The 22,397-nt window shown below is 64.4% G+C and carries 20 protein-coding genes; 8 read left to right on the forward strand and 12 right to left on the reverse strand.

What is annotated here, in order from left to right:
* Positions 1 to 244 precede the first annotated feature (244 nt).
* Positions 245 to 529 carry a hypothetical protein gene (locus tag OZ411_RS30535; RefSeq protein WP_282530938.1) on the reverse strand — a complete coding sequence of 95 codons (285 nt, stop codon included), beginning with the start codon at positions 527 to 529 and terminating at the stop codon, positions 245 to 247.
* Positions 530 to 877: 348 nt separating this feature from the next.
* On the opposite strand from OZ411_RS30535, the gene OZ411_RS30540 reads away from it, so the two are divergent.
* Both OZ411_RS30540 and OZ411_RS30545 read left to right on the forward strand, forming a co-directional pair.
* Positions 878 to 2,122, forward strand: coding sequence for an efflux RND transporter periplasmic adaptor subunit (locus OZ411_RS30540; protein ID WP_282530939.1), 1,245 nt, complete (start codon positions 878 to 880; stop codon positions 2,120 to 2,122).
* Positions 2,123 to 2,154: 32 nt separating this feature from the next.
* Complete coding sequence (locus OZ411_RS30545) at positions 2,155 to 5,283, forward strand: CusA/CzcA family heavy metal efflux RND transporter (RefSeq protein WP_282530940.1); 3,129 nt, start codon at positions 2,155 to 2,157, stop codon at positions 5,281 to 5,283.
* Here OZ411_RS30545 and OZ411_RS30550 read toward each other — a convergent pair.
* The 4 genes from OZ411_RS30550 to OZ411_RS30565 form a co-directional block, all read right to left on the reverse strand.
* Entirely contained in the window at positions 5,273 to 6,244 is a 972-nt protein-coding gene (locus tag OZ411_RS30550; protein WP_282530941.1) for an amidohydrolase family protein, read from the reverse strand. The genes OZ411_RS30545 and OZ411_RS30550 overlap by 11 nt on opposite strands.
* Before the next feature lie 124 nt (positions 6,245 to 6,368).
* Positions 6,369 to 7,715: a TolC family outer membrane protein gene (locus OZ411_RS30555; protein ID WP_282530976.1), complete on the reverse strand. Its 1,347-nt coding sequence runs from the start codon at positions 7,713 to 7,715 to the stop codon at positions 6,369 to 6,371.
* A gap of 330 nt (positions 7,716 to 8,045) precedes the next feature.
* Positions 8,046 to 8,825 carry an enoyl-CoA hydratase gene (locus OZ411_RS30560; protein WP_282530942.1) on the reverse strand — a complete coding sequence of 260 codons (780 nt, stop codon included), beginning with the start codon at positions 8,823 to 8,825 and terminating at the stop codon, positions 8,046 to 8,048.
* 117 nt (positions 8,826 to 8,942) lie between these two features.
* Positions 8,943 to 9,611: a hypothetical protein gene (locus OZ411_RS30565; protein WP_282530943.1), complete on the reverse strand. Its 669-nt coding sequence runs from the start codon at positions 9,609 to 9,611 to the stop codon at positions 8,943 to 8,945.
* 367 nt (positions 9,612 to 9,978) lie between these two features.
* On the opposite strand from OZ411_RS30565, the gene OZ411_RS30570 reads away from it, so the two are divergent.
* Both OZ411_RS30570 and OZ411_RS30575 read left to right on the forward strand, forming a co-directional pair.
* The gene (locus OZ411_RS30570) at positions 9,979 to 10,524 is read left to right on the forward strand and encodes a sigma-70 family RNA polymerase sigma factor (RefSeq protein ID WP_282530944.1); all 546 of its coding nucleotides are present in this window, start codon (positions 9,979 to 9,981) and stop codon (positions 10,522 to 10,524) included.
* Positions 10,525 to 10,526: 2 nt separating this feature from the next.
* Positions 10,527 to 11,165, forward strand: a complete 639-nt coding sequence (locus OZ411_RS30575; RefSeq protein WP_282530945.1) for a DUF1109 domain-containing protein — start codon at positions 10,527 to 10,529, stop codon at positions 11,163 to 11,165.
* Positions 11,166 to 11,298: 133 nt separating this feature from the next.
* Here the strand turns inward: OZ411_RS30575 and OZ411_RS30580 are convergent, their stop codons facing one another.
* Both OZ411_RS30580 and OZ411_RS30585 read right to left on the reverse strand, forming a co-directional pair.
* Positions 11,299 to 12,405, reverse strand: a complete 1,107-nt coding sequence (locus OZ411_RS30580) for a DUF2336 domain-containing protein (RefSeq protein ID WP_282530946.1) — start codon at positions 12,403 to 12,405, stop codon at positions 11,299 to 11,301.
* Positions 12,406 to 12,480: 75 nt separating this feature from the next.
* Positions 12,481 to 13,629 carry a GGDEF domain-containing protein gene (locus OZ411_RS30585; protein ID WP_282530947.1) on the reverse strand — a complete coding sequence of 383 codons (1,149 nt, stop codon included), beginning with the start codon at positions 13,627 to 13,629 and terminating at the stop codon, positions 12,481 to 12,483.
* A 424-nt stretch (positions 13,630 to 14,053) separates the two neighbouring features.
* On the opposite strand from OZ411_RS30585, the gene OZ411_RS30590 reads away from it, so the two are divergent.
* The 4 genes from OZ411_RS30590 to OZ411_RS30605 all read left to right on the forward strand — a co-directional run bounded on the left by OZ411_RS30590 (position 14,054) and on the right by OZ411_RS30605 (position 17,970).
* Positions 14,054 to 14,623 carry a sigma-70 family RNA polymerase sigma factor gene (locus OZ411_RS30590; RefSeq protein ID WP_282530948.1) on the forward strand — a complete coding sequence of 190 codons (570 nt, stop codon included), beginning with the start codon at positions 14,054 to 14,056 and terminating at the stop codon, positions 14,621 to 14,623.
* Complete coding sequence (locus OZ411_RS30595; RefSeq protein WP_282530949.1) at positions 14,620 to 15,354, forward strand: hypothetical protein; 735 nt, start codon at positions 14,620 to 14,622, stop codon at positions 15,352 to 15,354. The genes OZ411_RS30590 and OZ411_RS30595 overlap by 4 nt, the downstream gene beginning before the upstream one ends.
* A 147-nt stretch (positions 15,355 to 15,501) precedes the next feature.
* Complete coding sequence (locus tag OZ411_RS30600) at positions 15,502 to 17,073, forward strand: S8 family serine peptidase (RefSeq protein WP_282530977.1); 1,572 nt, start codon at positions 15,502 to 15,504, stop codon at positions 17,071 to 17,073.
* 438 nt (positions 17,074 to 17,511) lie between these two features.
* Complete coding sequence (locus OZ411_RS30605) at positions 17,512 to 17,970, forward strand: TIGR03809 family protein (protein ID WP_130581020.1); 459 nt, start codon at positions 17,512 to 17,514, stop codon at positions 17,968 to 17,970.
* A gap of 68 nt (positions 17,971 to 18,038) precedes the next feature.
* Here OZ411_RS30605 and OZ411_RS30610 read toward each other — a convergent pair whose 3' ends face one another.
* From OZ411_RS30610 to OZ411_RS30630, 5 genes are all read right to left on the reverse strand, one after another.
* Positions 18,039 to 19,409 carry a TIGR03808 family TAT-translocated repetitive protein gene (locus tag OZ411_RS30610; protein ID WP_282530950.1) on the reverse strand — a complete coding sequence of 457 codons (1,371 nt, stop codon included), beginning with the start codon at positions 19,407 to 19,409 and terminating at the stop codon, positions 18,039 to 18,041.
* Positions 19,410 to 19,643: 234 nt separating this feature from the next.
* Positions 19,644 to 20,297: a pyroglutamyl-peptidase I gene (locus tag OZ411_RS30615; RefSeq protein WP_282530951.1), complete on the reverse strand. Its 654-nt coding sequence runs from the start codon at positions 20,295 to 20,297 to the stop codon at positions 19,644 to 19,646.
* Positions 20,294 to 21,280 (reverse strand): methylmalonyl Co-A mutase-associated GTPase MeaB, encoded by a 987-nt coding sequence (gene meaB / locus OZ411_RS30620; RefSeq protein WP_282530952.1) that lies wholly within the window; start codon positions 21,278 to 21,280, stop codon positions 20,294 to 20,296. The genes OZ411_RS30615 and meaB overlap by 4 nt, the downstream gene beginning before the upstream one ends.
* Entirely contained in the window at positions 21,277 to 22,056 is a 780-nt protein-coding gene (locus OZ411_RS30625) for an RsiV family protein (protein WP_282530953.1), read from the reverse strand. Before OZ411_RS30625 ends, meaB begins: the two co-directional genes overlap by 4 nt.
* Complete coding sequence (locus tag OZ411_RS30630) at positions 22,053 to 22,397, reverse strand: HepT-like ribonuclease domain-containing protein (RefSeq protein ID WP_282530954.1); 345 nt, start codon at positions 22,395 to 22,397, stop codon at positions 22,053 to 22,055. Before OZ411_RS30630 ends, OZ411_RS30625 begins: the two co-directional genes overlap by 4 nt.

Below are 22,397 nucleotides of genomic sequence, written 5' to 3' on the forward strand. Positions count from 1 at the left end.
CTACCCCCGTGCTTTTTGTTGCACGGGACCCACGGGTGCAACCAGCACCCGGCTTTCCCTGCGCCCTCTGACATCGAGGAGGGTGGAAAGTGAAGCAAACCTCGGGCGCATCACGCCGCGAGAATACGGACTCACATCCCCTCCGCTGTTTGAAATTTGAATCATAAGTCGCGGCGACGCCGTAGGGTGGGCACGGCGCAAGTGCGCCTTTGCCCACCCTACGCACTATCTGCGCACATCCGCCTCACTCCACCGCCGCCCCGACCGGCGGCCCGCCGGGAGGTCGATGCAAGAACGTCATCGTTGCGTAGGCGCCGATCCAGGAGCCGATCGCGGCGAACAACACGTAGATCGAGTTTTCGGTATAGCTGATGACCGCATAGGACGAGAGCACGTACCAGACGCTGCTCCAGGTTGCAGCCGGCACGCGCTTGCGCGCAACGACGGCGGACGTGAACATGACGTAGACCGCATCGGTTGCGGCCGTCGCCAGCACCACGGCGGCGGCGGTCAAGGGATTGATGGCCATTGCAACTCCTTCCCAGTTCGGGCACTGCTCTTGGGCACAAGATTGAGGGAATGCCGAAGCGCGACCGGTTCAACCATGCCGAAAAAGGCAGGCGGTCGGCATCGTCAAAACAGGAGGGATCGTCAGGCAGGATCTGCCTGCGCACGGCAGGGCCTGTCACACGGCCCGCTTTAGTTTCGCCGGCCGCCACCCCGGAATTGCCCGGGGCTTGGCATTCACCCGGCGTTCATGCCTCACTGTCCAAAGATAAACCGGAGACCTGCGTCCAATTGTCGCTTTTTTGGTTGTCTGAACCGGTAATTGGGCACTATTAGCGCGCAGCGGAACCTCCGACATCAGCCACGGCCCATGGTCAAAGACATTACCAAGCGATTGCAGACCCTTAGCCGTCAGCACGTGGCGCTGGTCGTGGCCGTGCTGGCGGTTGCCGGCGGCATGGCTTACGCATCCCTGCACACCAAGGGGGCAAATGGCGGCCATTCGGAGATTTCGAGCCAATCCCGCAAAGGGCTGCAACGCTACACGCCGACCCCTGCCGAATGGGCAAGCCTGAGCCTGCAGCCGGTCTCCGAGCGTGCCTTCCGTGCCGAATACGTGACCGAGGGCAAGATCGGCATCGACGAGGATCGCTCCACCCCGGTGTTCTCGCCCTATACCGGCCGCATCACCAAGCTCCTGGCGCGGCCCGGCGACAGCGTCGTCAAGGGCCAGCCGCTTTTCGTGATCGAGGCCGCCGACACCGTGCAGGCGCAGAACGACTACATCTCGGCGATGACCAGCGTGAACAAGGCGAAGTCCGCGGTCGATCTGGCGCAGATCCAGGACGATCGCGCCAAGAGCCTGTTCGAAGGCAAGGCCGTGCCGCTGAAGGACTATCAGCAGAGCCAGGCCACGCTGGTCCAGGCGCAGAACGATCTGCGCTCGGCTCAGACGACGCTGGAGGCCGCGCGCAACAAGCTGCGCATCCTGGGCTTCGGCGACGGAGACATCGATGCGCTGCGCCAGAAGGGCGGCATCAATCCGGAGATCACGATCTTCGCGCCGATCGGCGGCACGGTGGTGCAGCGCAAGGCCGGCCCCGGGCAATATGTCTCCTCCGGCGCCAGCGATCCCGTCTATGTCATCGGCGATCTCTCGACCGTCTGGCTGCTCGCCTTCGTCCGCGAGAGCGACGCCGCCAAGGTCGCGGTCGGGCAGGACGTCACCTTCAGCGTGATGGCGCTGCCGGGCCGCTCGCTGACCGCGCGCATTAATTATGTCGCCGCAGCGATCGATCCGACGACGCGCCGGCTCCTGGTCCGCGCCACCATCGACAACGCGGATGGCGCGCTGAAGCCGGAGATGTTCGCCAATGTCACACTCTATTCGCCGGGCGACCATCCCGCGGTCGGCGTGCCCAAGCAGGCGCTGATCTATGAAGGCGACCAGGTGCGCGTCTGGGTCGCGCATCCGGACAAAACGATCGAACTGCGCCAGGTCAAGCCGGGGATCACCAATGGCGATCTCGTTGAGATCGTCAGCAATCTACGGCCAGGCGAGCAGATCGTCACCAAGGGCAGCCTGTTCATCGACCGCGCCGCCTCCGGTACCTGACATTCCCGGATTATTGAAAGCTTCGATCTGAAATGGATCGCCTCGTCGCTCTCGCAGTCAGCCGCCGCTATCTGATGGTCGGCATCTTCGCCGCCGTCATGATCGGTGGCCTGATCGCCTTCCAGCACCTCAACATCGAGGCCTATCCCGATCCGACGCCGCCGATGGTCGACATCGTGACGCAAAGCCCGGGCCTGTCGGCGGAGGAGATCGAGCGCTACATCACGATTCCGATCGAGACCCAGGTCGCCGGGCTGAAGAACCTGCGCACGATCCGCACGATCTCGCTCTACGGCCTCTCCGACGTCAAGCTGCAGTTCTCCTTCGACTACACCTATGACGAGGCGCTGCAGCAGGTCCTGAACCGCCTCGCGCAACTGCCGCCTTTGCCGGGCAATGTGCAGCCGACGATCTCGCCGCTCAGCCCGATCGGCGAGATTTTTCGTTACCGCCTGGTCGGCCCGCCCAACTACAGCGTCCTCGATTTGAAGACATTGCAGGATTGGGTGCTGCAACGCCGCTTCCGCGCCGTGCCCGGCGTGATCGACGTCACCGGCTGGGGCGGCAAGACCAAGACCTATGAAGTGCAGGTCGATTTCAACAAGCTCGTCGCCAACGGCCTGACCTTGCCGCAGGTGTTGCAGGCGGTGAGCAACGCCAACATCAATGTCGGCGGCAACACGGTCGATATCGGCAGCCAGTCCGCGGTGGTGCGTGGCGTCGGCCTGATCCGTTCGGTCGACGATCTCAACAACACCATGGTGTCGCAGTCCGGCGGCAACCCTGTGCTGGTGAGGGATATTGCGACGGTCACCATCGGCGAGAAGCCGCGGCTCGGGATTGCCGGCATCGACAATGACGATGACATCGTGCAGGGCATCGTGCTGATGCGCCGCGGCGAGCAGAGCTCGCCGACGATCGCCCGCGTCGAGCAACTGGTCAAATCCATCAACAATTCCTCGATCCTGCCGCCGGGGGTGCGGATCGAGCGTGTCTATGACCGCAAGGACCTGATCGATCTCACCACTCACACCGTGCTGCACAACATGGTGGTCGGCATCCTCCTGATCGTGCTGCTGCAATGGATATTCCTCGGCGACCTCCGCAGCGCGCTGATCGTCGGCGCAACCATTCCCTTCGCGCTGTTCTTCGCCGTGATCATCCTGGTGCTGCGCGGCGAATCCGCCAATCTGTTGTCGGTCGGCGCGATCGACTTCGGGCTGATCGTGGATGCCACCGTCATCATGGTGGAGGCGATCTTCCGCCGCCTGTCACAGACCACTCCGCTTTCTGAAGCCGAGCAGAGCCATATCTCCGCCGAAACCATGATGGGCATCAAGAGCCACGCGATCCTGTCGGCGTCTGCCGACGTATCGCGCTCGATCTTCTTTGCCGCCACCATCATCGTTGCCGCCTTCCTGCCGCTGTTCACGCTGAGCGGCGTCGAGGGCAACATCTTCGGGCCGATGGCGCGGACCTATGCCTACGCGCTGGCCGGCGGTCTGCTTGCGACCTTCACGATCACGCCGGCGCTGAGCGCGATCATCCTGCCCGCGCATATCGAGGAAACCGAGACCTGGATCGTCAGGCAGCTCAATCGCATCTATCTGCCCGTCCTGAACTGGGCGATCGCCAACCGGCGAGTGGTGATGGCCGGCGCTGTCGCCCTCGTGTTCTTGACCGCGCTGTCGGTGCGCTTGCTCGGGCTCGAATTCCTGCCCAAGCTGGAAGAGGGCAATCTGTGGATCCGTGCCACCCTGCCGCCCACAATCTCGCTGCAGGAGGGTAACGCTTACGTCAACGAGATGCGCCGGATGATCCGCGCCCGTCCCGAGGTGGAATCGGTGGTGTCGCAGCACGGCCGCCCCGACGACGGAACCGACGCAGCCGGTCTCTTCAACGCCGAGTTCTTCGCGCCGTTGAAACCGGCAAGCGAATGGCCCGGCACGCACGACAAGGATGAGCTCACCGCGCAGCTATTGGCGCAGTTGCAGGACAAGTTCCCCGGCGTCGAATTCAACTTCTCGCAATATCTGCAGGACAACGTCTCCGAAGCGGTCTCGGGCGTGAAGGGCGAGAACTCGATCAAGCTTTACGGCAGCGACCTGCAGGCGTTGACCGACACGGCCAATCAGATCAAGTCGGTGCTCTCGACGGTGCAGGGGATCACCGACCTTGCCGTGTTCACCTCGCTCGGCCAGCCGACGATCCAGATCGACGTCGACCGCGCCCGCGCCGCGCGCTACGGCCTGTCGCCGGGCGACATCAATGCCACGATCAAGGTCGCGGTCGGCGGCGACAGCGCCGGCGATCTCTATGAGCCCGGCAGTGACCGGCATTTTCCGATCATCGTGCGGCTCGCCCCGGAATACCGCAAGAGCGCCGAAGCGATCCAGAACCTACGCATCGGCGTCGCCAACCCGAACGGCGGGATCACGCAGATCCCGCTGAGCGAAGTGGCCTCGATCAAGCTGATCTCGGGCGCCGCCTATATCTACCGCGAGCAGCAGGAACGCTATCTGCCGATCAAATTCTCGGTGCGCGAGCGCGACCTCGGCAGCGCGATCCAGGAGGCGCAGCAGAAGGTCGCGGACCAGGTCAAGCTCCCGCCGGGATCGCGTATCGAATGGGTCGGCGAGTTCGGCAATCTGCAGGACGCGATCAAGCGGCTGTCGATCGTGGTGCCGATCAGCCTCGCTTTGATCGCGATCCTGCTGTTCCTCAATTTCGGCTCGATGGTCGACACGCTGCTCGCCATGAGCGTGATCCCGATGGCGATCTTCGGCGGCGTGCTCGGGCTGCTGGTCTCCGGCATTCCCTTCAGCGTCTCGGCCGCGATCGGCTTCATCGCGCTGTTCGGCATTGCCGTGATGGACGGCATCATCATCCTGTCGCAGTTCAACCAGCTCATCGATGAAGGTTACGACCGGATGCGGGCCGTGGTCCGCACCGGTGAATTGCAACTGCGCCCGGTGTTGATGACCTGCGTCGTCGCCGGCGTCGGGCTATTGCCGGCGGCGCTGTCGGAAGGGATCGGCTCGCAGGTGCAGAAGCCGCTGGCAGTCGTGGTCGTGACCGGCATGATGCTGGCGCCGCTCGTCATCCTCGTGACGCTGCCGGTCCTGATCTCCTATTTCTCGCGGCGCGACTCTAGGAGGTGAAGCCGTAGAGCCGAGCCGGGTTGTCGACCAGGATCTTCTTGCGCGTCGCTGTGTCCGGCGCCCACACCGCGAGCTGGTTGAGGAGCCGCCCGTCGTCGATCTGGTACAGCGGAACAACATCCGTGACCTGCTTTCCGGGTGGGACAACCGTATCGGGATGCGGCCAGTCGGTGCCCCAGACGATGCGGTCGGGATTTGCCGCGATCAGGGCCTTGGCGAGGGGGATTGCGTCCTGATAGTCGGGCGCGAGCTTGGAGGCGCGGTAGGCGCCGGAGATCTTCACATAGGCCTTGCCGGACTTCACCAGTTCGACAAGGTCCGGAAAACCCGGTTGTTCCACGCCGAGCGCGGCCTGCGCGCCGCCGAAATGGTCGAAGACAACAGGCACGGGCGATGCCGCGACGAGGTCCTTGACCGCAGGGATCAGGGGCAAGTTTGTGTACACCTGCACATGCCAGCCCCGCGCCTTGACGCGGTCGATTCCGGAGGTCAGGCGGGCACGGGCGACATTGGGATCGTTGATGCCGCCGGTTGCGAGATTGAGGCGGATGCCGCGAAAACCGTCCTTCTGCATCGCATCGAGATCGCTTTCCGGCGTCTTGTCGTCGATGACAGCCACCCCCCGTGCGGTCGCGCCGCGCGCCATCATGCCGAAGCGGGTCGCGGAATTGTCGGTGCCGTAGACGCTCGGCGTCACGATCACCACGCGCTCGATCCCGAGCGCCTTGTGCAGCGCGCTCATCTCCTCCGGCGAGGCCGGCTCCGGCGTGTAGACGCGACCGGTGAAGAACGGGAATTTCTGGGGATCGCCATGGATGTGGGTGTGGCAGTCGCAGGCGCCGGCCGGCACGTCGAAATTCACCGGCGTCGATGGCTGCGCTGCCTTGGCGTGGACGTCTCTGTTGTTCATCATCACTCCGGCCGCGATGGAGGCAAGCATCATACTGCGTCGCGTCAGCATTGGTCTTCTCCCTGCGTTTCCTCATTTGATCGGCGCTTGCTGCGCCCCAGCGTTATCAGCCGCTGGTTGAGCGAGGTTACAGGGCGAATGTGCGGGCGGGAAGGCGGCGGTGCCTATACCGGGATCATTGTCCGGACGGCGTGCGCAGCCCGTGCCAGGCGTCGCGCACCTGGTGGTAATGCACTTCCGGCAGATAATCCGGCGTGTTGAGATTGAGTGTCTTGACGTCGAGCCGGCCGATGGCGCTGAGCAGGCTGTAGGAGGCGATCACGCGGTCGCGCAGCGCGCCGATCAGCCGGGCCCTGGCCGAGATCAAATCCTGTTGTGCATTGAGCACATCGACGGTGGTGCGCTGGCCGCCGGCCGCCTCGCGCTGCACGCCCTGCAGCGCAACGTTCGCGGCACGGACTTCGGACTCGGAAGCGGAGACCGCCGTCTTGGCGCCTTCGTTGGCGACCCAGGCGCTGATCGCAGCGGTCCGCGCCTGGTTACGAACCTGGTCGAGCACCAGCCGGCTCTGCGCCGCCACTTCCTTGGCCTGCCGGGTCTGGGACGCCGCCATGCCGCCGTCATAGATCGGCTGGTTCAACTGGCCGATGATGGAAGCCTGATCGGTTCCGAATGTGCCGAGCGTCGGGTCGGAGTCGCGGCTGCGGCTCACGCTGCCCTGCACCGTGACATTCGGCATCAGGCTGCTTTCAGCGACGCGGATCGTGGTCGAGGCGACGTCGACGTCGTAGCTTGCCGCCATCACCGCCGGGTGCTCTTTGAAGGCGAGACCGATTGCGTCCTCGCGGTTGCGCGGCAGCAGGCGGTCGGTGGTCTCGGCCGGCCGCAATTGCCCGGGCGCATTGCCGATGACCTGTGCGTAAGTCGCTTGGCTGATCGCGAGACTGATCTCGGCGGCGTTGAGATCGGCAAGCCCGCGGTTCAGTCGCGCTTCGGCCTGCGCCGTGTCGGTCGGCGTGACATCGCCGGCATTGAGGCGCTTCTGCGTGATGGCTTGCGTTTCGCGCAGGAACGCGACGTTGGCGCGCTGCGCTTCGACCAAGGACTGGTTGGCGAGCACATTGGTATAAGCGGTCACCGCGTCCAGCAGCACGCCCTGGCCGACATTGCGCAGCGCCTCGCGGCCGGATTGCACCTGCAGTTCCGCCACCCGCACGCTGTTGGCGGTCTTGAAACCGTTGAACAGCGTCTGCGTCACCGTCAGGCCAATCTGCCACGGCTTCAGGTTCGCGGTCTGAACGACGTTATTTGGCAAGAGGTCGCGCACCGCCTGCAAACCGGCGGAGAGGGTTGCGGCGATCTGCGGACGATAGCCGGTCAGCGCCTGCGGCACGTTCTCGTCGGTCGCACGTTGCCGCGCCCGCTCGGCATTCAGTGCCGGATTGGTTTGGTAGGCTTTGGCGAGCGCTTCAGGGAGGCCCTCCGCATGGACCGCCGAGGCGGCGAAATCGACACAAAGCATAACGCCAAGGCAAATGCCCGTCTGAAGCAAACGCCTTCTCACGTCGCTAACTCTAGCGGCACGTCCGATCATAATAACCCGCAAACCACCCCGACTGTCCGCCCCCGTCGACTGGGTCACATCTACCGTTTAGGGGATGGTATCGCTACTGACAAACGGTCGCGCGACATCTGCACATCGAATCAGTGCTTGTCTGTTGCCGGTTCGTCACAGGCGAATGACGGTCGTGAAGGATTGCGCTGCGCGATGAGCCCGGAATCCATTTCGCCGCTTGCGAAAGCGGACGAACGGATTCTGGGCGCGCAACTTCTTCGCCCGAAGACGGGGAACTTACCTGTTCTTATTCGCAGGCTGTCGCTTCTCAATGAAGGCGGCCATGCCTTCGGAACGGTCTTCGAGCGAGAAGGTCGAGTGGAACAGGTTGCGCTCGACGTTGAGACCTTCCGACAGCGTGGTCTCGAAGGCGCGGTTGACGGCTTCCTTGGCCATCGCGACCGCCGGGCGCGACATCGACGCGATCTTTTCAGCGGCGGTGAGTGCTTCGTCCATCAGCTTGTCAGCGGGCACGATGCGGCTGACGAGGCCGGAGCGTTCGGCCTCGGCGGCATCCATCATCCGTCCGGTGAGGCAGAGATCCATCGCCTTCGACTTGCCGATCGCACGCGTCAGCCGCTGCGTGCCGCCGATTCCGGGGATCGTGCCGAGCGTGATCTCGGGCTGACCGAACTTCGCGTTGTCGGCAGCGATGATGATGTCGCACATCATGGCAAGCTCGCAGCCGCCGCCAAGGGCATATCCCGCCACCGCCGCAATCGTCGGCTTGCGGCATCTGGCGACGCGGTCGCCGCCAATCGCGGCGAAGTCGCTGGTGAACATGTCGATGAAGCCTTTCGGCTGCATCTCCTTGATGTCGGCGCCGGCGGCAAAGGCCTTTTCGCTGCCGGTCAGCACGATGCATCCGATTGCGTCGTCCGCCTCGAGGTCGTCGACTGCGGCTGCGATCTCGCGGAAGACGCCGAAGGAGAGCGCGTTGAGCATTTTGGGACGGTTCAACTTGATGATGCCGACCGCGCCCTTGCTCTCGACAATGATGTGTTCAAACGTCGACATGATCCACCCCGTTTTCCTGATCTAGCGGCAATGTGCCCGCTGACGGGGTGGGCTTCAAGTGGGCTCCCGGACGCGGTGTGACGCAATTTGCGCCGCGCGTCCGGGCACAAGGGGACGTCAGGCCATGAACATGCGGGCAGCAGACGCCATGGTCAGCAACGCGCCCGCAGCGATGAACATCTTGCCGATCAGGGAAGTCCGGTCCCAGGTCGAGTCGTCGGCGCTGGCGACCGGCGCCGCCTGAGCGGTTGTCATCGCGACTGCCGGGGCAGACTGCTGCGGCTGTGCGGCGGGCTGATTCTGCTGCTGGCTGTCCTGCAGCGCGCGATCGACTTCGTTGAGCTGGTCGGAGGCGACGACGTCGGCATCACCGGGCGCCTTTGTCTCGTCGGGCTTGTCGGATTCGGCGAGCAGCGTGTTGGCCTTCGCCGACATCGCGCTCGCATTGTCGGCAGGGACGTTGGGGGTCAGTTCGGCCTTGGCATTGGCGACCAATGCCGGAAGCGACACGGCTGCGGCGTCGGCGGTCTCGGCGCTATCCGGCTTCTTGGCCTCGGACGACTTGGATTCGGAGGACTTGGATTCGGAGGATTTGGAATCGGTCTTGGCCGACTTGTCGCGCTTTGCGTGACGCGTACTCTGTTTCTTAACACTTGCCGCACTATCAGAGTCCGAGGCAGTCGTGCTGCCCGAACCTGCCGCCTCGACCGGGGACGGCGCGGCGACGTATGCAAACAGCCCTGCGGCCACAAGCACCGCCAGAAGCCCGCTGGCTTTGGTGATCATCTGACAATCTCCCCATTTGCCCGCCCCTGAGGGGCGAAATGAGACCCCGAGGCGTGTCCTCAGCGGGGCAGAAAAAGGGAATCTTCGGGTTTTGCCGGGCCAAAACGGGGCGGCACTGTTGCGCCAAAACGGCTGCTTTCGGGCACAGCGTCGATTTTCCTCCAGGCAAAATTCTGTGCTTGCGTTCCACCGGTGCGAGCTCCGGCAATCGATGTTAAGAGCGCTGCGGATCTCGAACGGCCCAATCGACTTACGCTGGTCCGGATTTGAGATTCTGTCGCCCGGGCGCCGTTTCACGATTTTGTGATAGATTCGCTCCCGGCGTAACAAATTGAAGGATCGACCGAATTGCGTTGTGGGAGCGCGCGTGCGCGAACGTGAGGACGAATGGACCGGCCTGATGCGGTCGGCCATTTCAGGCGACAGCACGGCGTATCATCGCCTGCTGAAGGCGATCACGCCGGTCCTGCGGGCGGCCGCGCGCCGTGGCTTGGCGCGCGCGGGCCAACCGATCGATCAATCCGAGGATATCGTGCAAGACATTCTGCTGGCGGTGCATTCGAAGCGACACACATGGGACGTAAACGCTCCGTTTGCGCCCTGGCTGTTCGCAATTGCCCGCAACAAGCTGATCGATGCACTGCGCCGCCGGGGCAAGCGGGCGTTCGTCAACATCGACGATTTTGCCGAGACCCTGCCCGGTGAGGCGCAGGAGGAGAGGGCCTCCGCGAGCGAAATCGCCGCGCATCTGAACGCATTGCCGGCGCGGCAGCGCGAGGTGCTGCAGTCGATCGCCGTCGACAGCGCCTCGATCAAGGATACGGCGGCAAAATTCTCGATGAGCGAGGGCGCCGTGCGGGTGGCGTTGCATCGCGGGCTCGCCAACCTGACGGCGAAACTGCGGGAGAGTTGAGCATGGATACCGATCAGCTCATTCGCACGCTCGCTGCCGACAACGTCAAGCGCGCACAGCCGGTGGGCTTTGTCCTGATGCTGGCATTGCTCGCCGCCGCACCGATTTCCTTGCTGATGTTCTTCACCGAGCTCGGCGTCAGGCCCGATGTCATGACCGCGATGCACAATCCGTTCTTCGGTATGAAGTTCGCGGTGACGCTGGCGCTCGCCGCTTCGGCAATCGCCGTCAGCCTGCATCTATCGCGGCCCGAGGCTTCGCTGCGCGGCTTTGGCTGGTGGCTGCTTGTTCCGGCCGGGCTGCTCGTGGCCGGGATCAGCGGCGAGATGATGATGCCTCAGCGCGCGCCGATGATGACGCGGCTCGTCGGCAACAATTCGCGGGCATGCCTGATCTCGATTCCCTTGATGTCGCTCCCGCTGCTCGCGGCCGCCTTGTTCGGCCTGCGCCATGGCGCGCCGGCGCGTCCGGCAGTTGCCGGCGCCATCGCAGGCCTGGTGGCGGCGGGGCTGGCGGCAACGCTCTACGCATCGCATTGCGCCGATGATTCACCGCTGTTCGTGGCGACCTGGTACACGATCGGGACCGCGCTGGTCGCCGCGATCGGCGCAGTGATCGGCTCGAAGGTGCTTCGATATTGACAGTGAATTGCGATCCGTAGCCCGGATGGAGCGAAGCGCAATCCGGGACCAGCGCGCCGCCACTGAACGAGCCGGCCCCGGATTACGCTTCGCTCCATCCGGGCTACGGGACTTGCAATGACGAGTGTGAAGGCTACGCGGCGGGCGCGGTTTGCTGCATGCGGTGGAAGCGCAAGACCTGCTGCGCGGTCGATGGCCGGAGCCTTTCGTAGGTCTCCATGCAGGCCAGGAGATCGGTCGGCTCGCCGCCTGACAATTCGTCGCGCAGGTTGATGATCGAGCGCACGGTCGACCACGAGAAGCCTGCGACCTTGGCCAGGATCATCACGCCTTCGGCGCGGGTTTCGATCATCATGTTCTCGGCAACGGCCAGACTCACATTGGCAAGAGCTGCTATCGAGGCATTGGTCTCGTCGAACTTGCCGGCGTCGGCGAACGCCGCCACCTGGAATTCGTCGAGCCGGCCATCCTCATACAGCGACTTCACCAGCGCATGGGCGATCGCCGTATCACGCGTGACCGCCGAGGGCGAGGAGCGAGCGCGCCGCGTCGCCTCGCGCACCGCGCTCGGCACCTCCTTGGCCTGCTGCGGGTTGGCGGTTTCGAGCCGATGCCGCACCGTGTCCGATGCCTTCGCCAGCAGTTTCAGATAGAGATGCCGCGGCATGCTCGGACGCAGCCCGATGCAGGTCGCAAGGTCGTCATCGCCTTCGGCGCGGCTGATCAGCCGCGTGAAGCCGCGTTCGGTGAATTCGGCGCCGGGATTGTTGACGGTGCTCTGGATCACCTCGTCATTGCCGCGCAGCACCAGCACGTCGGTGACGGCGCCGCTCAGCGTCTTGCGCGCCGAGATCGCCATCAGATGCGCCTGGCTCTTGTTGCGTGCGGTCTCGATCAGGGTGTCATCGTCGAGCCGGCTCGATTGCGTCAGCACGGGGCCGGCGACCTCGATCATGTCGTCGAAGGCAAGCGTCCGGACGGTCAACGGCGGAGCGGTGTCGATCGGCGCCAGCCGGTTGGACAATAGCGCCTTCGCCGAGGCTTCGATGTGAAGCAGCAGGCACTGGAAGACATCGTCGAACAGCGCGATCTGCTGGTCCGAATAGTCCACCGCGCCGTTGACGAAAAGATCGGTCACGCGGCGCAGGGTCTCGACCCGGCGCGCCACCGTTCCATGCGCGAGCGTTGCCTGCAACTCGTCAAGCAAGTTCTCGGGGGCAATTGCGGGTTTCAAATTCATGACTGTGACTCTGTCCTGGAGTATTGGCGATGCCACCGCGCCGGATTCTCCGACGGTGGAAGCGAATTCGTTTGCTCATGCACTGACGATGCGATTGCGTCCCCGTGCCTTGGCCGCATAAAGCGCGCTGTCGGCGCGCGCGAGAAGCGTGTCCGGGCCCTCGTTGGGCCGCAGCGTTGCGATGCCGGCGGAAATCGTCACCTTCATGCCCGGCGAGAACGCGCTCCAGTCGAGCTCGGCGATGATGACCCGCAGCCGGTCCAGCGCGCGCGTGGCGCCATCTTCGTTCAACTCGGGCAATATCAGCAGGAACTCTTCGCCGCCGTAGCGGCCGAAGCGGTCGATGCTGCGGATGTTGGCGAACATGGAGATCGCGAAGGTCCTGAGCACCTCGTCGCCGGTCGGGTGGCCATAGACGTCGTTGACGCGCTTGAACCAGTCGAGGTCGATCAGTGCGACCGAGCAGGGCGCGCCGGTGCGCTCGGAGCGGACGATCTCCTCGTCCAGCGTCCGCATGATGCTGCGCCGGTTGAATGCGCCGGTCAGCTCGTCAAGCTCGGCGAGCTCCTCGATGCGCTTGTAGGCTTCCTTCAGCTTCTGCCCGTTCTGGTACAGCGATTGCTGCATCGAACTGGAGAGGATCCCTAAGAACATGCAGCGCCCGATGGTGAGCGCAAAGACCAGCATCGTGGCGAGCCGCTCCAGGGTGTTGCCATGCGGCATCGAGATCGGCTTGTCGGTCAGGAGGAACAGTGCGGCGAGGCCGAGCACCATCACCGTCCAGATCAGGGCGGTCTGTCGCGCCGAGGTCCTGAGCGCGCCGAAGCCGAACACCACGAACAGATTGCACAGGAACAGCACGCCGACTTGCGGCGCGATGTAGGTGAATGCGAGCTGGTTCGCCATGTGGAGGGCCGACTGCGGCGCGACCAGATAGTGATCCCTGAAGCGATCGTGGAAGCCGAGCTCGGAAAGCAGCACGTAGACGGCGCACAGGCCCAACCCGCAAAGCGCGTAGGCCATGCCCATCGCCATCGGGATTGTGCCGGCGCTCGCATAGACCAGGAGCACGAGGGCGTCGAAAACGTAGCAGACGCCGATCATCGCCTGGATCTGGCGCCGACGTCTGGCGCGGCGCAACGGCTTCGTGGCAGCCAGCCGTGAGCCGCGGCCATTCAATCCGCCCGCAACCGGGTTCAGAAATGAGGACGCCGCGATGCCCATGCGCTCGCCATCGAGAGGAAAACTCGCAAAATCTACGGGGAAAAGCCTTTAGGTTTGGTATCTTTCGGCCCCGATTCTGGTCCGTAGAACCCTGCCATCTCCCTTGTTTTCGCAGGTGAAAATCGGGCGAACCCTGACAAGGCAATCGCGGCGGACGAGTGCCGGGCGCGACGGGTGGGAGTTGGCGGGAGGACTGCCTTATGCGCCGACTCTTGCTAAGGTCGCGAGCAGGCGGCATGGTCTCGGGGAAGCTTGCCCCTACCATAATACCTAATTTGGGGGCGGGAGTGCGGAGTTCACACGGAATTCGGAGTTTGTGGGATGGCTCACACATGCGTTCTGCACATTGCGGTAATGTGAAGAATTCTGCTCTCGCCATCGAACCAGCCCCCACCCCCTCTCGACCAATCTTGCGAGACGGCCATTGAGCGCGACACAGGCGGCTTCAGACGAGGTTCTGATCGCCCGGATCGCTCAAGGCGACCGGCTCGCCATGCAGGTGCTGTACGGGCGGCACCACGTCAGAGTGTACCGTTTCGGACTCCGGCTTGTGCGGGACGAACAGGTCGCGGAAGACCTCATCAGCGAGGTGTTTCTCGATGTCTGGCGCCAGGCCGGCAAATTCGAAGGACGATCTGCCGTCTCAACTTGGCTGTTGGCGATCGCCCGGTTCAAGGCCCTGTCTGCGCTGCGGCGCAGGAAGGACGCTGAACTGGACGAGGACGCCGCGAACGCGATCGAGGATGCGTCCGACGATCCGGAAGTGGCGGTGCAGAAGAAGGATACGGGTGAAGCGTTGCGCAAGTGTCTGACGGCACTTTCGCTGGAGCACCGGGAGATTGTCGATCTGGTCTACTACCACGAGAAGTCCGTGGAGGAAGTGGCCGAGATCGTTGGTATTCCGGAGAACACCGTGAAGACGCGCCTGTTCTATGCGCGCAAGAAATTGGCCGAACTGCTCAAGGCAGCCGGCATAGAGCGAGGTTGGCCATGATGGCGGCGAGAAGGAAGATGCTGGAGGAGCCCAGCGACGTCGAACTGCTGCTGCCTTGGCATGCCACGGGCACGTTGAACGCGCGCGATGCGCGGCGTGTCGAGGAGGCGCTGGCCAGCGATGCGGAACTCGCCGGGCAATACGCCGTGATCCGCGAGGAATATGCCGAGACCATCCGCCTCAACGAGAGCCTGGGCGCGCCGTCCATGCGCGCGATGCAGAAGCTGTTCGCCGAGATCGACCAGGAGCCGGTGCGCACACGGCCGGCTTCGGTGAGCCTTTCGAGGCGAATCTCGCAATTCTTCGCAAGCCTGTCGCCGCGGACGCTGGCGTGGTCGGCAGGCGTCGGCGCGATCGTGCTGCTGCTGCAGGCCGGCGTGATCGGCGCGGTGCTGATGATGAAGAGCCAGGGCAGTTCGTTCCAGACGGCGTCGCTAACGCTGGAGCCGCGGGCGGCTGCACCGGAGTTGCGATCCGCGGCCCCGATCACCCGCGACCTTGGTGCGGCGGCCAGCCCGCCGCGCGCGCTGGTGCGATTCGCGCCGGACGCCCGGATTTCCGACATCACGGCGCTGCTCGACAATTACCAGGCCTCGATCATTGGCGGGGCCCGCGAGGGCATGTTCCGCATCCAGTTCGGCAATAGCGCGATGAGCAAGAACGACGTTGCCGCGCTGCTCGGCAGGCTGCAGAAGGAAAAGATCGTCAGCCTCGCGGTGGAAACGCCGTAAGACGCAACCCGTCATAAACCTCCCCATGACGCGCTAGCGCGAGACGCCATGGCCTGTGAACGCTCGAAATGGCGGATCGAGACGTCGTTGGCGCTGATTGCGGCGCTGTTTATCGGTTCCACAGGTCCGGCCGCGGCGCAGAGCATCATGCGCACGCCGGAAATCCGCGTCGCGCCGCGGGTGCCGAGCGTCAGCACGAATGTCGGGCCGCGGGTCAATACCAATATCGGCGGGGCGGCGGTTGCGCGGACCCCCTCGCGGATCAGCGTCACCACCATGCCCCGCATTGGCGTGCACTCGACGCTGCCCTCCGCGCGCTATTCGCCCAACCTCCATCGCGCCTGCGACGCTGCCTATCGCGGCAGCGACGGCGAGTGCCTCGACCGCCCCGTCTCCACTGCGGATGGCGGCAGCGGCGGCAAGGCGGCCGGCAGGAAGGCCAAGGGCGGATCGCGCAACAACGCGCCGCAAACCGCGGTTGATCTCCGCGCGGTGCCCAACGAACTCGTGGCCGAGATCGATGGTGCGCTGACCGACGCGCAGATCGAGGAGCTGACGCGGCGTCATGGCTTGGCGCGGCTGGAGATACAGAACGTCCCGTTGCTCGGCTCCACTATCGGCCTGTTCCGCATCACCGATCGCCGCCCGGTGGACGTGGTGCGCCGGGCGCTGGCCGGCGACGGCCGTGTGCGCTCGGTGCAGCTCAATTTCCGCTACCTGCTGCAGGACCAGAAGACGGCACCGACCGAGGGCGATCCGGCGCAATACGCGCTGGCGCAGCTTCGCCTGCCGCAGGCGCACACGCTGGTCCGCGGCATGAACGTGACCATTGCCGTGATCGATTCCGGCATCGATGCCAACCATCCCGAGTTGGCGAATACGATTGCCGACACGTTCGATGCGATCGGCAGCAATGAAGGGCCGCATGCGCACGGCACCGGCATCGCGGGGGCGATCGCCGCCCATGCCAGGCTGATGGGGAGCGCGCCGGAGGTGCGCATTCTCGCGATCCGCGCGTTCGGCGCGACCGCGAACGGGGCGCAGGGCTCGTCCTATGTGATCCTGAAGGGACTGGATTATGCGGCGCTGCACGGCGCGCAGATCATCAATATGAGCTTTGCCGGCCCTAAGGATCCGCTGATCGAGCGGGCGGTCGCTGCGAGTGCGGCGCGCGGCATCTTGCTGGTCGCCGCCGCCGGTAATGCCGGGGCGAATTCGGCGCCGCTCTATCCCGCCGCGAACCCGAATGTGATCGCGGTCAGCGGCACCGATGCGCAGGAGAAACTGTTCTCCGCCTCGAACCGGGGCAACTACATCGCGCTCGCCGCGCCCGGCGCCGATATCTTCCTGCCGGCGCCGGACGGCAAATACCAGATCACCTCGGGCACGTCGTTTTCCGCCGCCTTCGTCAGCGGCATTGCGGCATTGGTGCTGGAGCGCAATCCTGCGCTGAAACCGAACGAGGTGCGTTCGATCCTGACCGGCACGGCGCGCGATCTCGGCGCCCCCGGACGTGACGATCTGTTTGGGGCGGGGCAGGCCGATGCGTTCGCGGCGGTATCCGCCGTTGCGGCAGTTCCTCTCGCCTCCGGCAAGCACGCACCGGCTGCGCCCGCGCAGGATAACACTTCTGTGAGCCGGGCGATGGAACAGTCGGCGCCAGCCATGGCCGCGGACAAATCGGCCGAAAATGACGTGAAAAGCCCCGCCGCGCAGTGAGTTTCCCGCGCTTTCGGGCCGCAGACCGTCGCCGCGGAAGGTTAAAAAAATCGAACGAGGATTTTGAACGTGGCGCTGGATGTCGCGACCAATAAAGTGTGGGAGCGATCCATTCCTCCCCATTGGCTATATTAGGCGCGAGCGCCCATCCACCCCAAGCGCCCATATGGCTTGACCCGTCCGGTTGTCCCCCCGGACGGGTCTTCATTTTTGGGGACAGCGCTTCCTTGTCGCACGCACGGTCATGCAGGTGTCGCGTCGACCGTCTAAGAGCCGCAAACCCAATAATCCAGTATTCCTGCGGACTTCTCTGCGTGCCCCGAGTCGTTTACGAAAAGGTGTTAGACTTTTTTAACCTTTTCCACAGAATATCCCCGTCATATTTTGATTCGGTTCGGTTGCGTCCTGCGTCCGTTTCTCTCTTTACGGGCTGTCTTAATGACAAATCGAACTGACGCGGCCAGAGGCCGCGAGATCGTGGCGCGCTGGTGCGCGCTGGCGGAAGCACGGCTGGAACACCTCACCGAACTGTTCGAATCCGGGCGCTGGCGCCGCTATCACAGCGATGTGTCCTTCCTCGAGAACGTCCAGGAGGCCAAGCAGGCGGTCGAGACCTGGCGCGACCTGTTGCGGCGCGAGGCCTCGCTGGACAATTCGCCGATCGACATCTCCTGGCTCGGCCGCGGCCGCGTGACGCCGCTGCCGGCTCCGGTACGGCTGCAGCAGCGACCGGTCGAGCGGCCGGCACCAGTGGCGCCGCCGGAGCCGCCGGTCGAGGTTGTCGCGCTCGTGCAGGCTGTGGAAGAGGAGGCGCCGGTGCCGGAAGAGGCGCCGCTGCCGCTGCTCGACCTCGCCGCCATGCAGGCGCGCTATCCGCTGCTGCGCAACACGCTCTAGAAAGCTTTTCGTTGACGCGTTTTCTTTACGCGAACCGGTCCCCACTTCGCTTGAAAACGCTCTGAAAGCTATCTTCGCACCGCGTTGCCGCCGAGCACGAGTTGCGCGTATTGCTGCGCGCCGGCGACTGACAGGTCCGTCGTGATCACGCGCGCATGGTCGAGCCCGACCACGGCGCCGCGCGGCGCTTCCGAGATCATGTTGTTGTTGACCAGCGCGATCCCGGCGCCCGGCACCACCGAGACGCCGATGCCGACAAACGCCTTGCGGATCACATTGCCCGTGATAGCGACGTCGCGCAGATATTTGCCCCAGCCGGCAACGATGCCGAAGGAGGGCGCATTCTCGATCACGTTGCCCGTGACGGCGGTGTCCGCCTCGATATAGATGCCGATGCCGGCGTCATCGTCCGGCGCGGTCCCGATCGGTCGCTTCGGGATCAGGTTGCGGATGATGTTGCCCTGGACCGCCGCGATGCGGCCACCCTCGTTGAAATTGCAGACGGAGACGCCAACGGCGGCGCCGTCGACCGTGTTGTTGGCGATGACGGCGCCCTCGAAGGCGAACTCCGAATAGAGCGCGACCTCGCGGACATCGCTGACGCTGTTGTCTGATATATGGATGTTCGACGCCGAATTGCCGCGCACGGCCGAATAATCGCAATTGCGAATGCGGTTGCCGCGCACGATCACATTGCCGGCGCGAAAGGCGTTGATGGCGTTGCCGTACTGGCCGGAGCCGCCGGGGCCAGCCTTGATGTCCTCGATGCGGTTGTCGGCAACGATCGTGCCGTCATCGCCGATGGCGGTGCGCAGGATCTCGATGCCGTTGTCGTTGGTGCCTGAGATCGTGTTGCGCGAGACCATCAGGCCCAGCGCGTCGAACGAGACGATGGCGGTGGTTGCAATGTTGGTGAAGATGTTGCCGCTGACGTCGCCCGACACCTGCTCGAACCAGATGCCGTTGCCGCCGCTGCCTTTGATCTCGCATCCGGTGATGCGGACATCGCGCGCGGTGAGGCAATGCACGAGGCCGCGACGTGTCGGCAGCGGCACATTGCCGCCGTCCAGCGTGAGGTCGGAGAGGCCGATGTTGTCGGCGCCTTCACCAAGAAACATCGACAGCCCGCCGTTGAAGACGAGTTTGGTCGCGCCGCGCACGCCGACGAGTTGCGAGCCGCGCTGCAGGCGGAGCAGGCCGGTGCGATAGACGCCCGGCGGCAGCGCCAGCGGCGCTTGCGCGCGCGCGGCCTCATCGATCGCGCGCTGCAGGGCCTTGGTCTGGTCGTCGGCACTGCCGGGGCGGACGCCATATTGCGTGGCGTCGCGGCCGAGCGCGGAGGTGAGCGGTGCCGCGCGCGCAGCGTCCGCCGACAGCGCCAGCGCGCCTGCGGCGCCCGCTGCGGAAGCTCCGATGAGATGGCGGCGATTGACGTCCATGATGCTTGGTCCTCGCGAGGCAGGTCGTAACGCAGAACTGTAGCCTGGCACGGTGAGCGCGAGGGGGCATGGACGCGATTGTTGCAGGTAGGGTTAATCCGCGGTGGAGCGGCAATGCGTAGGGTGGGCAAAGGCGCGTTAGCGCCGTGCCCACCATCAACACTCCGCTCATGATGGTGGGCACGCTTCCGCCTTCGCTCTTCGAGCTACGGCGGACAAGTCGCTTTGCCCACCCTACGCAGCTATGGTCGGCCGCCGCGCCAGCTTCACCATTTCCATCAGCAGCGCCTCGCCGGCATCGACGAGATCTTCCAGCGTGATGCGCTCGGTTCCCTTGCGCAGCGACGTGCCGTGACGCGGGATCAGCGGCACATGCACGAAGGCGGCGAGCTGCAGGCCGTCGGTCTTGTCCACCGCCTCGATTGCGCGCCAGCTTAGGTAGTTGCAGAGATAGCTGCCGGCGTCGCGGGAAGCGCGCGCGTCGACGCCGGTCGCGAGCGCGGCGCGCAGCAATTTTGCGGTGTGCGGTCCGAACATTGTCGGGTCAGTGCCGTCGACGATCGAGCCCTTGCGCGCGCGGCGGCGGCCGGCATCGGCGACCAGCGTGGTGACGGCATTGCGGGCGCGGGTCTCGATCCGCAGATGCGCGGTGCGACTGGCAAGCCCGAACATCAGAAGCACCCGCGGACGGACGCGCGCGATCAGCTCCGGCAATTCGCGATCGACGGTGTCGTAGGTGACGCGGAAGATGTGGCTCGTCAGCTTGACGTCATCGAAGGCGGGACGGCGAAGCTGCGTCAACCGTTTCACCAGCGGCATGGTCGGATTGAACGGCGCGCCGGGAAACGGACCGAAGCCGGTGACGAGCACGGAGAGCTTTTCGCTCATCGCAACAGTTCCGCGATCTGCTCGGCCGCCACCGCCGGCGAGATACGGCCGTCGGCGACCTCGGCCTCCGTCTTCTTCACCTTGGCGCGGATGGCGGGGTCCGAGCGCAGGCGCGCCATGATCCGCTGCTCCAGCATCGACCACATCCATTTCACCTGCTGCTCGCGCCGTCGCGCCGCGAACTCGCTGGAGGCGTTCATCGCGGTGCGATGCTCGACGATCTTCTGCCAGAGCTTGTCGATGCCCGTACCGGTCAGCGCCGAATAGGTCTCGACCGGCGGGTGCCAGTGTTGCGAACGCGGTGCCAATATATGCAGCGCGCTGCGATAGTCGGCCGCCGCGACATTGGCCCGCTTGAGATTGTCGCCGTCGGCCTTGTTGATCGCGATCATGTCGGCGAGCTCGACCAGGCCCTTCTTGATGCCCTGCAGCTCGTCGCCGGCGCCGGGCAGCATCAGCGCAAGGAAGAAATCGGTCATGTCGGAGACCGCGGTCTCGGACTGGCCGATGCCGACGGTCTCCACCAGCACCACATCAAAGCCGGCCGCCTCGCAGAGCAGCATCGCCTCGCGCGTCTTTGCCGCGACGCCGCCGAGCGTGCCGGAGGAAGGCGAGGGGCGGATATAGGCCTGCTCGGACGCCGAGAGCCGCGCCATCCGCGTCTTGTCGCCAAGGATCGAGCCGCCGGTGCGCGCCGACGACGGGTCGACCGCCAGCACCGCGACCTTGTGCCCGTGCTCGATCAGGTACATGCCGAGCGCGTCGATGGTGGTCGACTTGCCGACCCCGGGCGAGCCGGTGATGCCGACACGAAAAGCCTTGCCGGTCTCCGGGAGCAGCGCCTGCACCAGATCACGCGCCGCCGCCTGGTGGTCGGCGCGACGGCTTTCAATCAGCGTGATCGCACGCGCCAGCGCTGCGCGGTTGCCGGCGCGCAGGTCATGGGCGAGGGCGTTGATGTCGAGCGCTTTGGTGCCGCTCATTGCTGATCGTCTTCATCCGCTTTTGGCCGCGATCCCCCGAAAATCCTGGCACCCTCCGCCGTCAGATATGGCTTCAGCGTCTCCCACGGCACGAAGGCGACATACTGGCCCTCGGCGTAGGGGCCGACCGCGTAGGGCGGATAATGGAAGGTCAGGCCGGAGCTCTTGCCCGTCTCGGTCGAAGGCGCCAGCGTCACCGCGCCGATCTTGATCAGCGTCGGTTTCAGTTCCTTGTACCATTCGGCGGTCGCCGTCTCGCCGGTGCCGCGCTTCTTCTTCTCGGTGTTCAACGAAGCGATAACTGCCTCCAGCATCGCCTTCATGGTCGGTCCGTCGTCGGCGGTCTCCGTGAAGAAGGGGCGGATGCTGATGCGCTTCTTGTCGATGGAATCCCACAGGATCGTGTTGACGTCAGAGTTCGGATGCGCACCGTGGGTATTGATGTAGTCGTTGCGGAGGACGCTGACGTAATGGCCACCGACCACCGAGCGGACATTGTACTTGCGCTCGAAGGTCCAGCCGCCACGGTCGAACAGTTGCGGATCCTGCTTCCGTGTGGATGCCGCTTCGGCCGCGCTCTTGTCGACCCACTTCCTGCCTTCGGCAAGGCAATTGGCTGATAGCGCGGGATCGGCCTTGATCTTGTCGTCGAGATAGACGGTGGCTTCGATGCTCCTGTTCTTGACCAAAGCGTCCGGCTTCGGATCGGCGAAGGCCGGCTGGAGACATATGACGCTCAATGCCAGCGCGATGCTTAATTTGCTCAGTAAGGTCAAGGTTTGACTTCCTTGGCAATTTGTCCGGCGAAGCGCTTCAGAGGTTCGAGATCGCGCTCGACCATGTTCCATAGCAAATCCGCGTCAGTTCGGTGATAAGCGTGGCGCAGCCAATTTCCAAGGTCGGCCAAACCTCGCCAATTGATACCAGGTTCTCTCGCCTTCAATTCCGTCGGAATAGACCGAGACGCTTCGCTAATGATTTCAAGCAATCTTTCCGTCGCTAGTCGTGCCAGCAGATCAGCGGCAAAGCTTTCGCGCGTGTGCCCAGCCACCATGTGTCGAATATGGTCGATCGCCGCGACGATGTGATCGATTCGATCAGCGAGGGTTGGGCGCAC

It is taken from the genome of Bradyrhizobium sp. Arg237L (assembly GCF_029990105.1).
In the GTDB taxonomy this organism is placed as follows: Bacteria; Pseudomonadota; Alphaproteobacteria; order Rhizobiales; family Xanthobacteraceae; genus Bradyrhizobium.

What these genes read in the sequence shown, in the direction of transcription:
- OZ411_RS30535 (WP_282530938.1), bottom strand. Translation starts at nt 529, where the DNA reads ATGGCCATCAATCCCTTGACCGCCGCCGCCGTGGTGCTGGCGACGGCC.
- OZ411_RS30540 (WP_282530939.1), top strand. Translation starts at nt 878, where the DNA reads ATGGTCAAAGACATTACCAAGCGATTGCAGACCCTTAGCCGTCAGCAC.
- OZ411_RS30545 (WP_282530940.1), top strand. Translation starts at nt 2,155, where the DNA reads ATGGATCGCCTCGTCGCTCTCGCAGTCAGCCGCCGCTATCTGATGGTC.
- OZ411_RS30550 (WP_282530941.1), bottom strand. Translation starts at nt 6,244, where the DNA reads ATGCTGACGCGACGCAGTATGATGCTTGCCTCCATCGCGGCCGGAGTG.
- OZ411_RS30555 (WP_282530976.1), bottom strand. Translation starts at nt 7,715, where the DNA reads ATGCTTTGTGTCGATTTCGCCGCCTCGGCGGTCCATGCGGAGGGCCTC.
- OZ411_RS30560 (WP_282530942.1), bottom strand. Translation starts at nt 8,825, where the DNA reads ATGTCGACGTTTGAACACATCATTGTCGAGAGCAAGGGCGCGGTCGGC.
- OZ411_RS30565 (WP_282530943.1), bottom strand. Translation starts at nt 9,611, where the DNA reads ATGATCACCAAAGCCAGCGGGCTTCTGGCGGTGCTTGTGGCCGCAGGG.
- OZ411_RS30575 (WP_282530945.1), top strand. Translation starts at nt 10,527, where the DNA reads ATGGATACCGATCAGCTCATTCGCACGCTCGCTGCCGACAACGTCAAG.
- OZ411_RS30580 (WP_282530946.1), bottom strand. Translation starts at nt 12,405, where the DNA reads ATGAATTTGAAACCCGCAATTGCCCCCGAGAACTTGCTTGACGAGTTG.
- OZ411_RS30585 (WP_282530947.1), bottom strand. Translation starts at nt 13,629, where the DNA reads ATGGGCATCGCGGCGTCCTCATTTCTGAACCCGGTTGCGGGCGGATTG.
- OZ411_RS30595 (WP_282530949.1), top strand. Translation starts at nt 14,620, where the DNA reads ATGATGGCGGCGAGAAGGAAGATGCTGGAGGAGCCCAGCGACGTCGAA.
- OZ411_RS30600 (WP_282530977.1), top strand. Translation starts at nt 15,502, where the DNA reads ATGCGCACGCCGGAAATCCGCGTCGCGCCGCGGGTGCCGAGCGTCAGC.
- OZ411_RS30605 (WP_130581020.1), top strand. Translation starts at nt 17,512, where the DNA reads ATGACAAATCGAACTGACGCGGCCAGAGGCCGCGAGATCGTGGCGCGC.
- OZ411_RS30610 (WP_282530950.1), bottom strand. Translation starts at nt 19,409, where the DNA reads ATGGACGTCAATCGCCGCCATCTCATCGGAGCTTCCGCAGCGGGCGCC.
- OZ411_RS30615 (WP_282530951.1), bottom strand. Translation starts at nt 20,297, where the DNA reads ATGAGCGAAAAGCTCTCCGTGCTCGTCACCGGCTTCGGTCCGTTTCCC.
- meaB (WP_282530952.1), bottom strand. Translation starts at nt 21,280, where the DNA reads ATGAGCGGCACCAAAGCGCTCGACATCAACGCCCTCGCCCATGACCTG.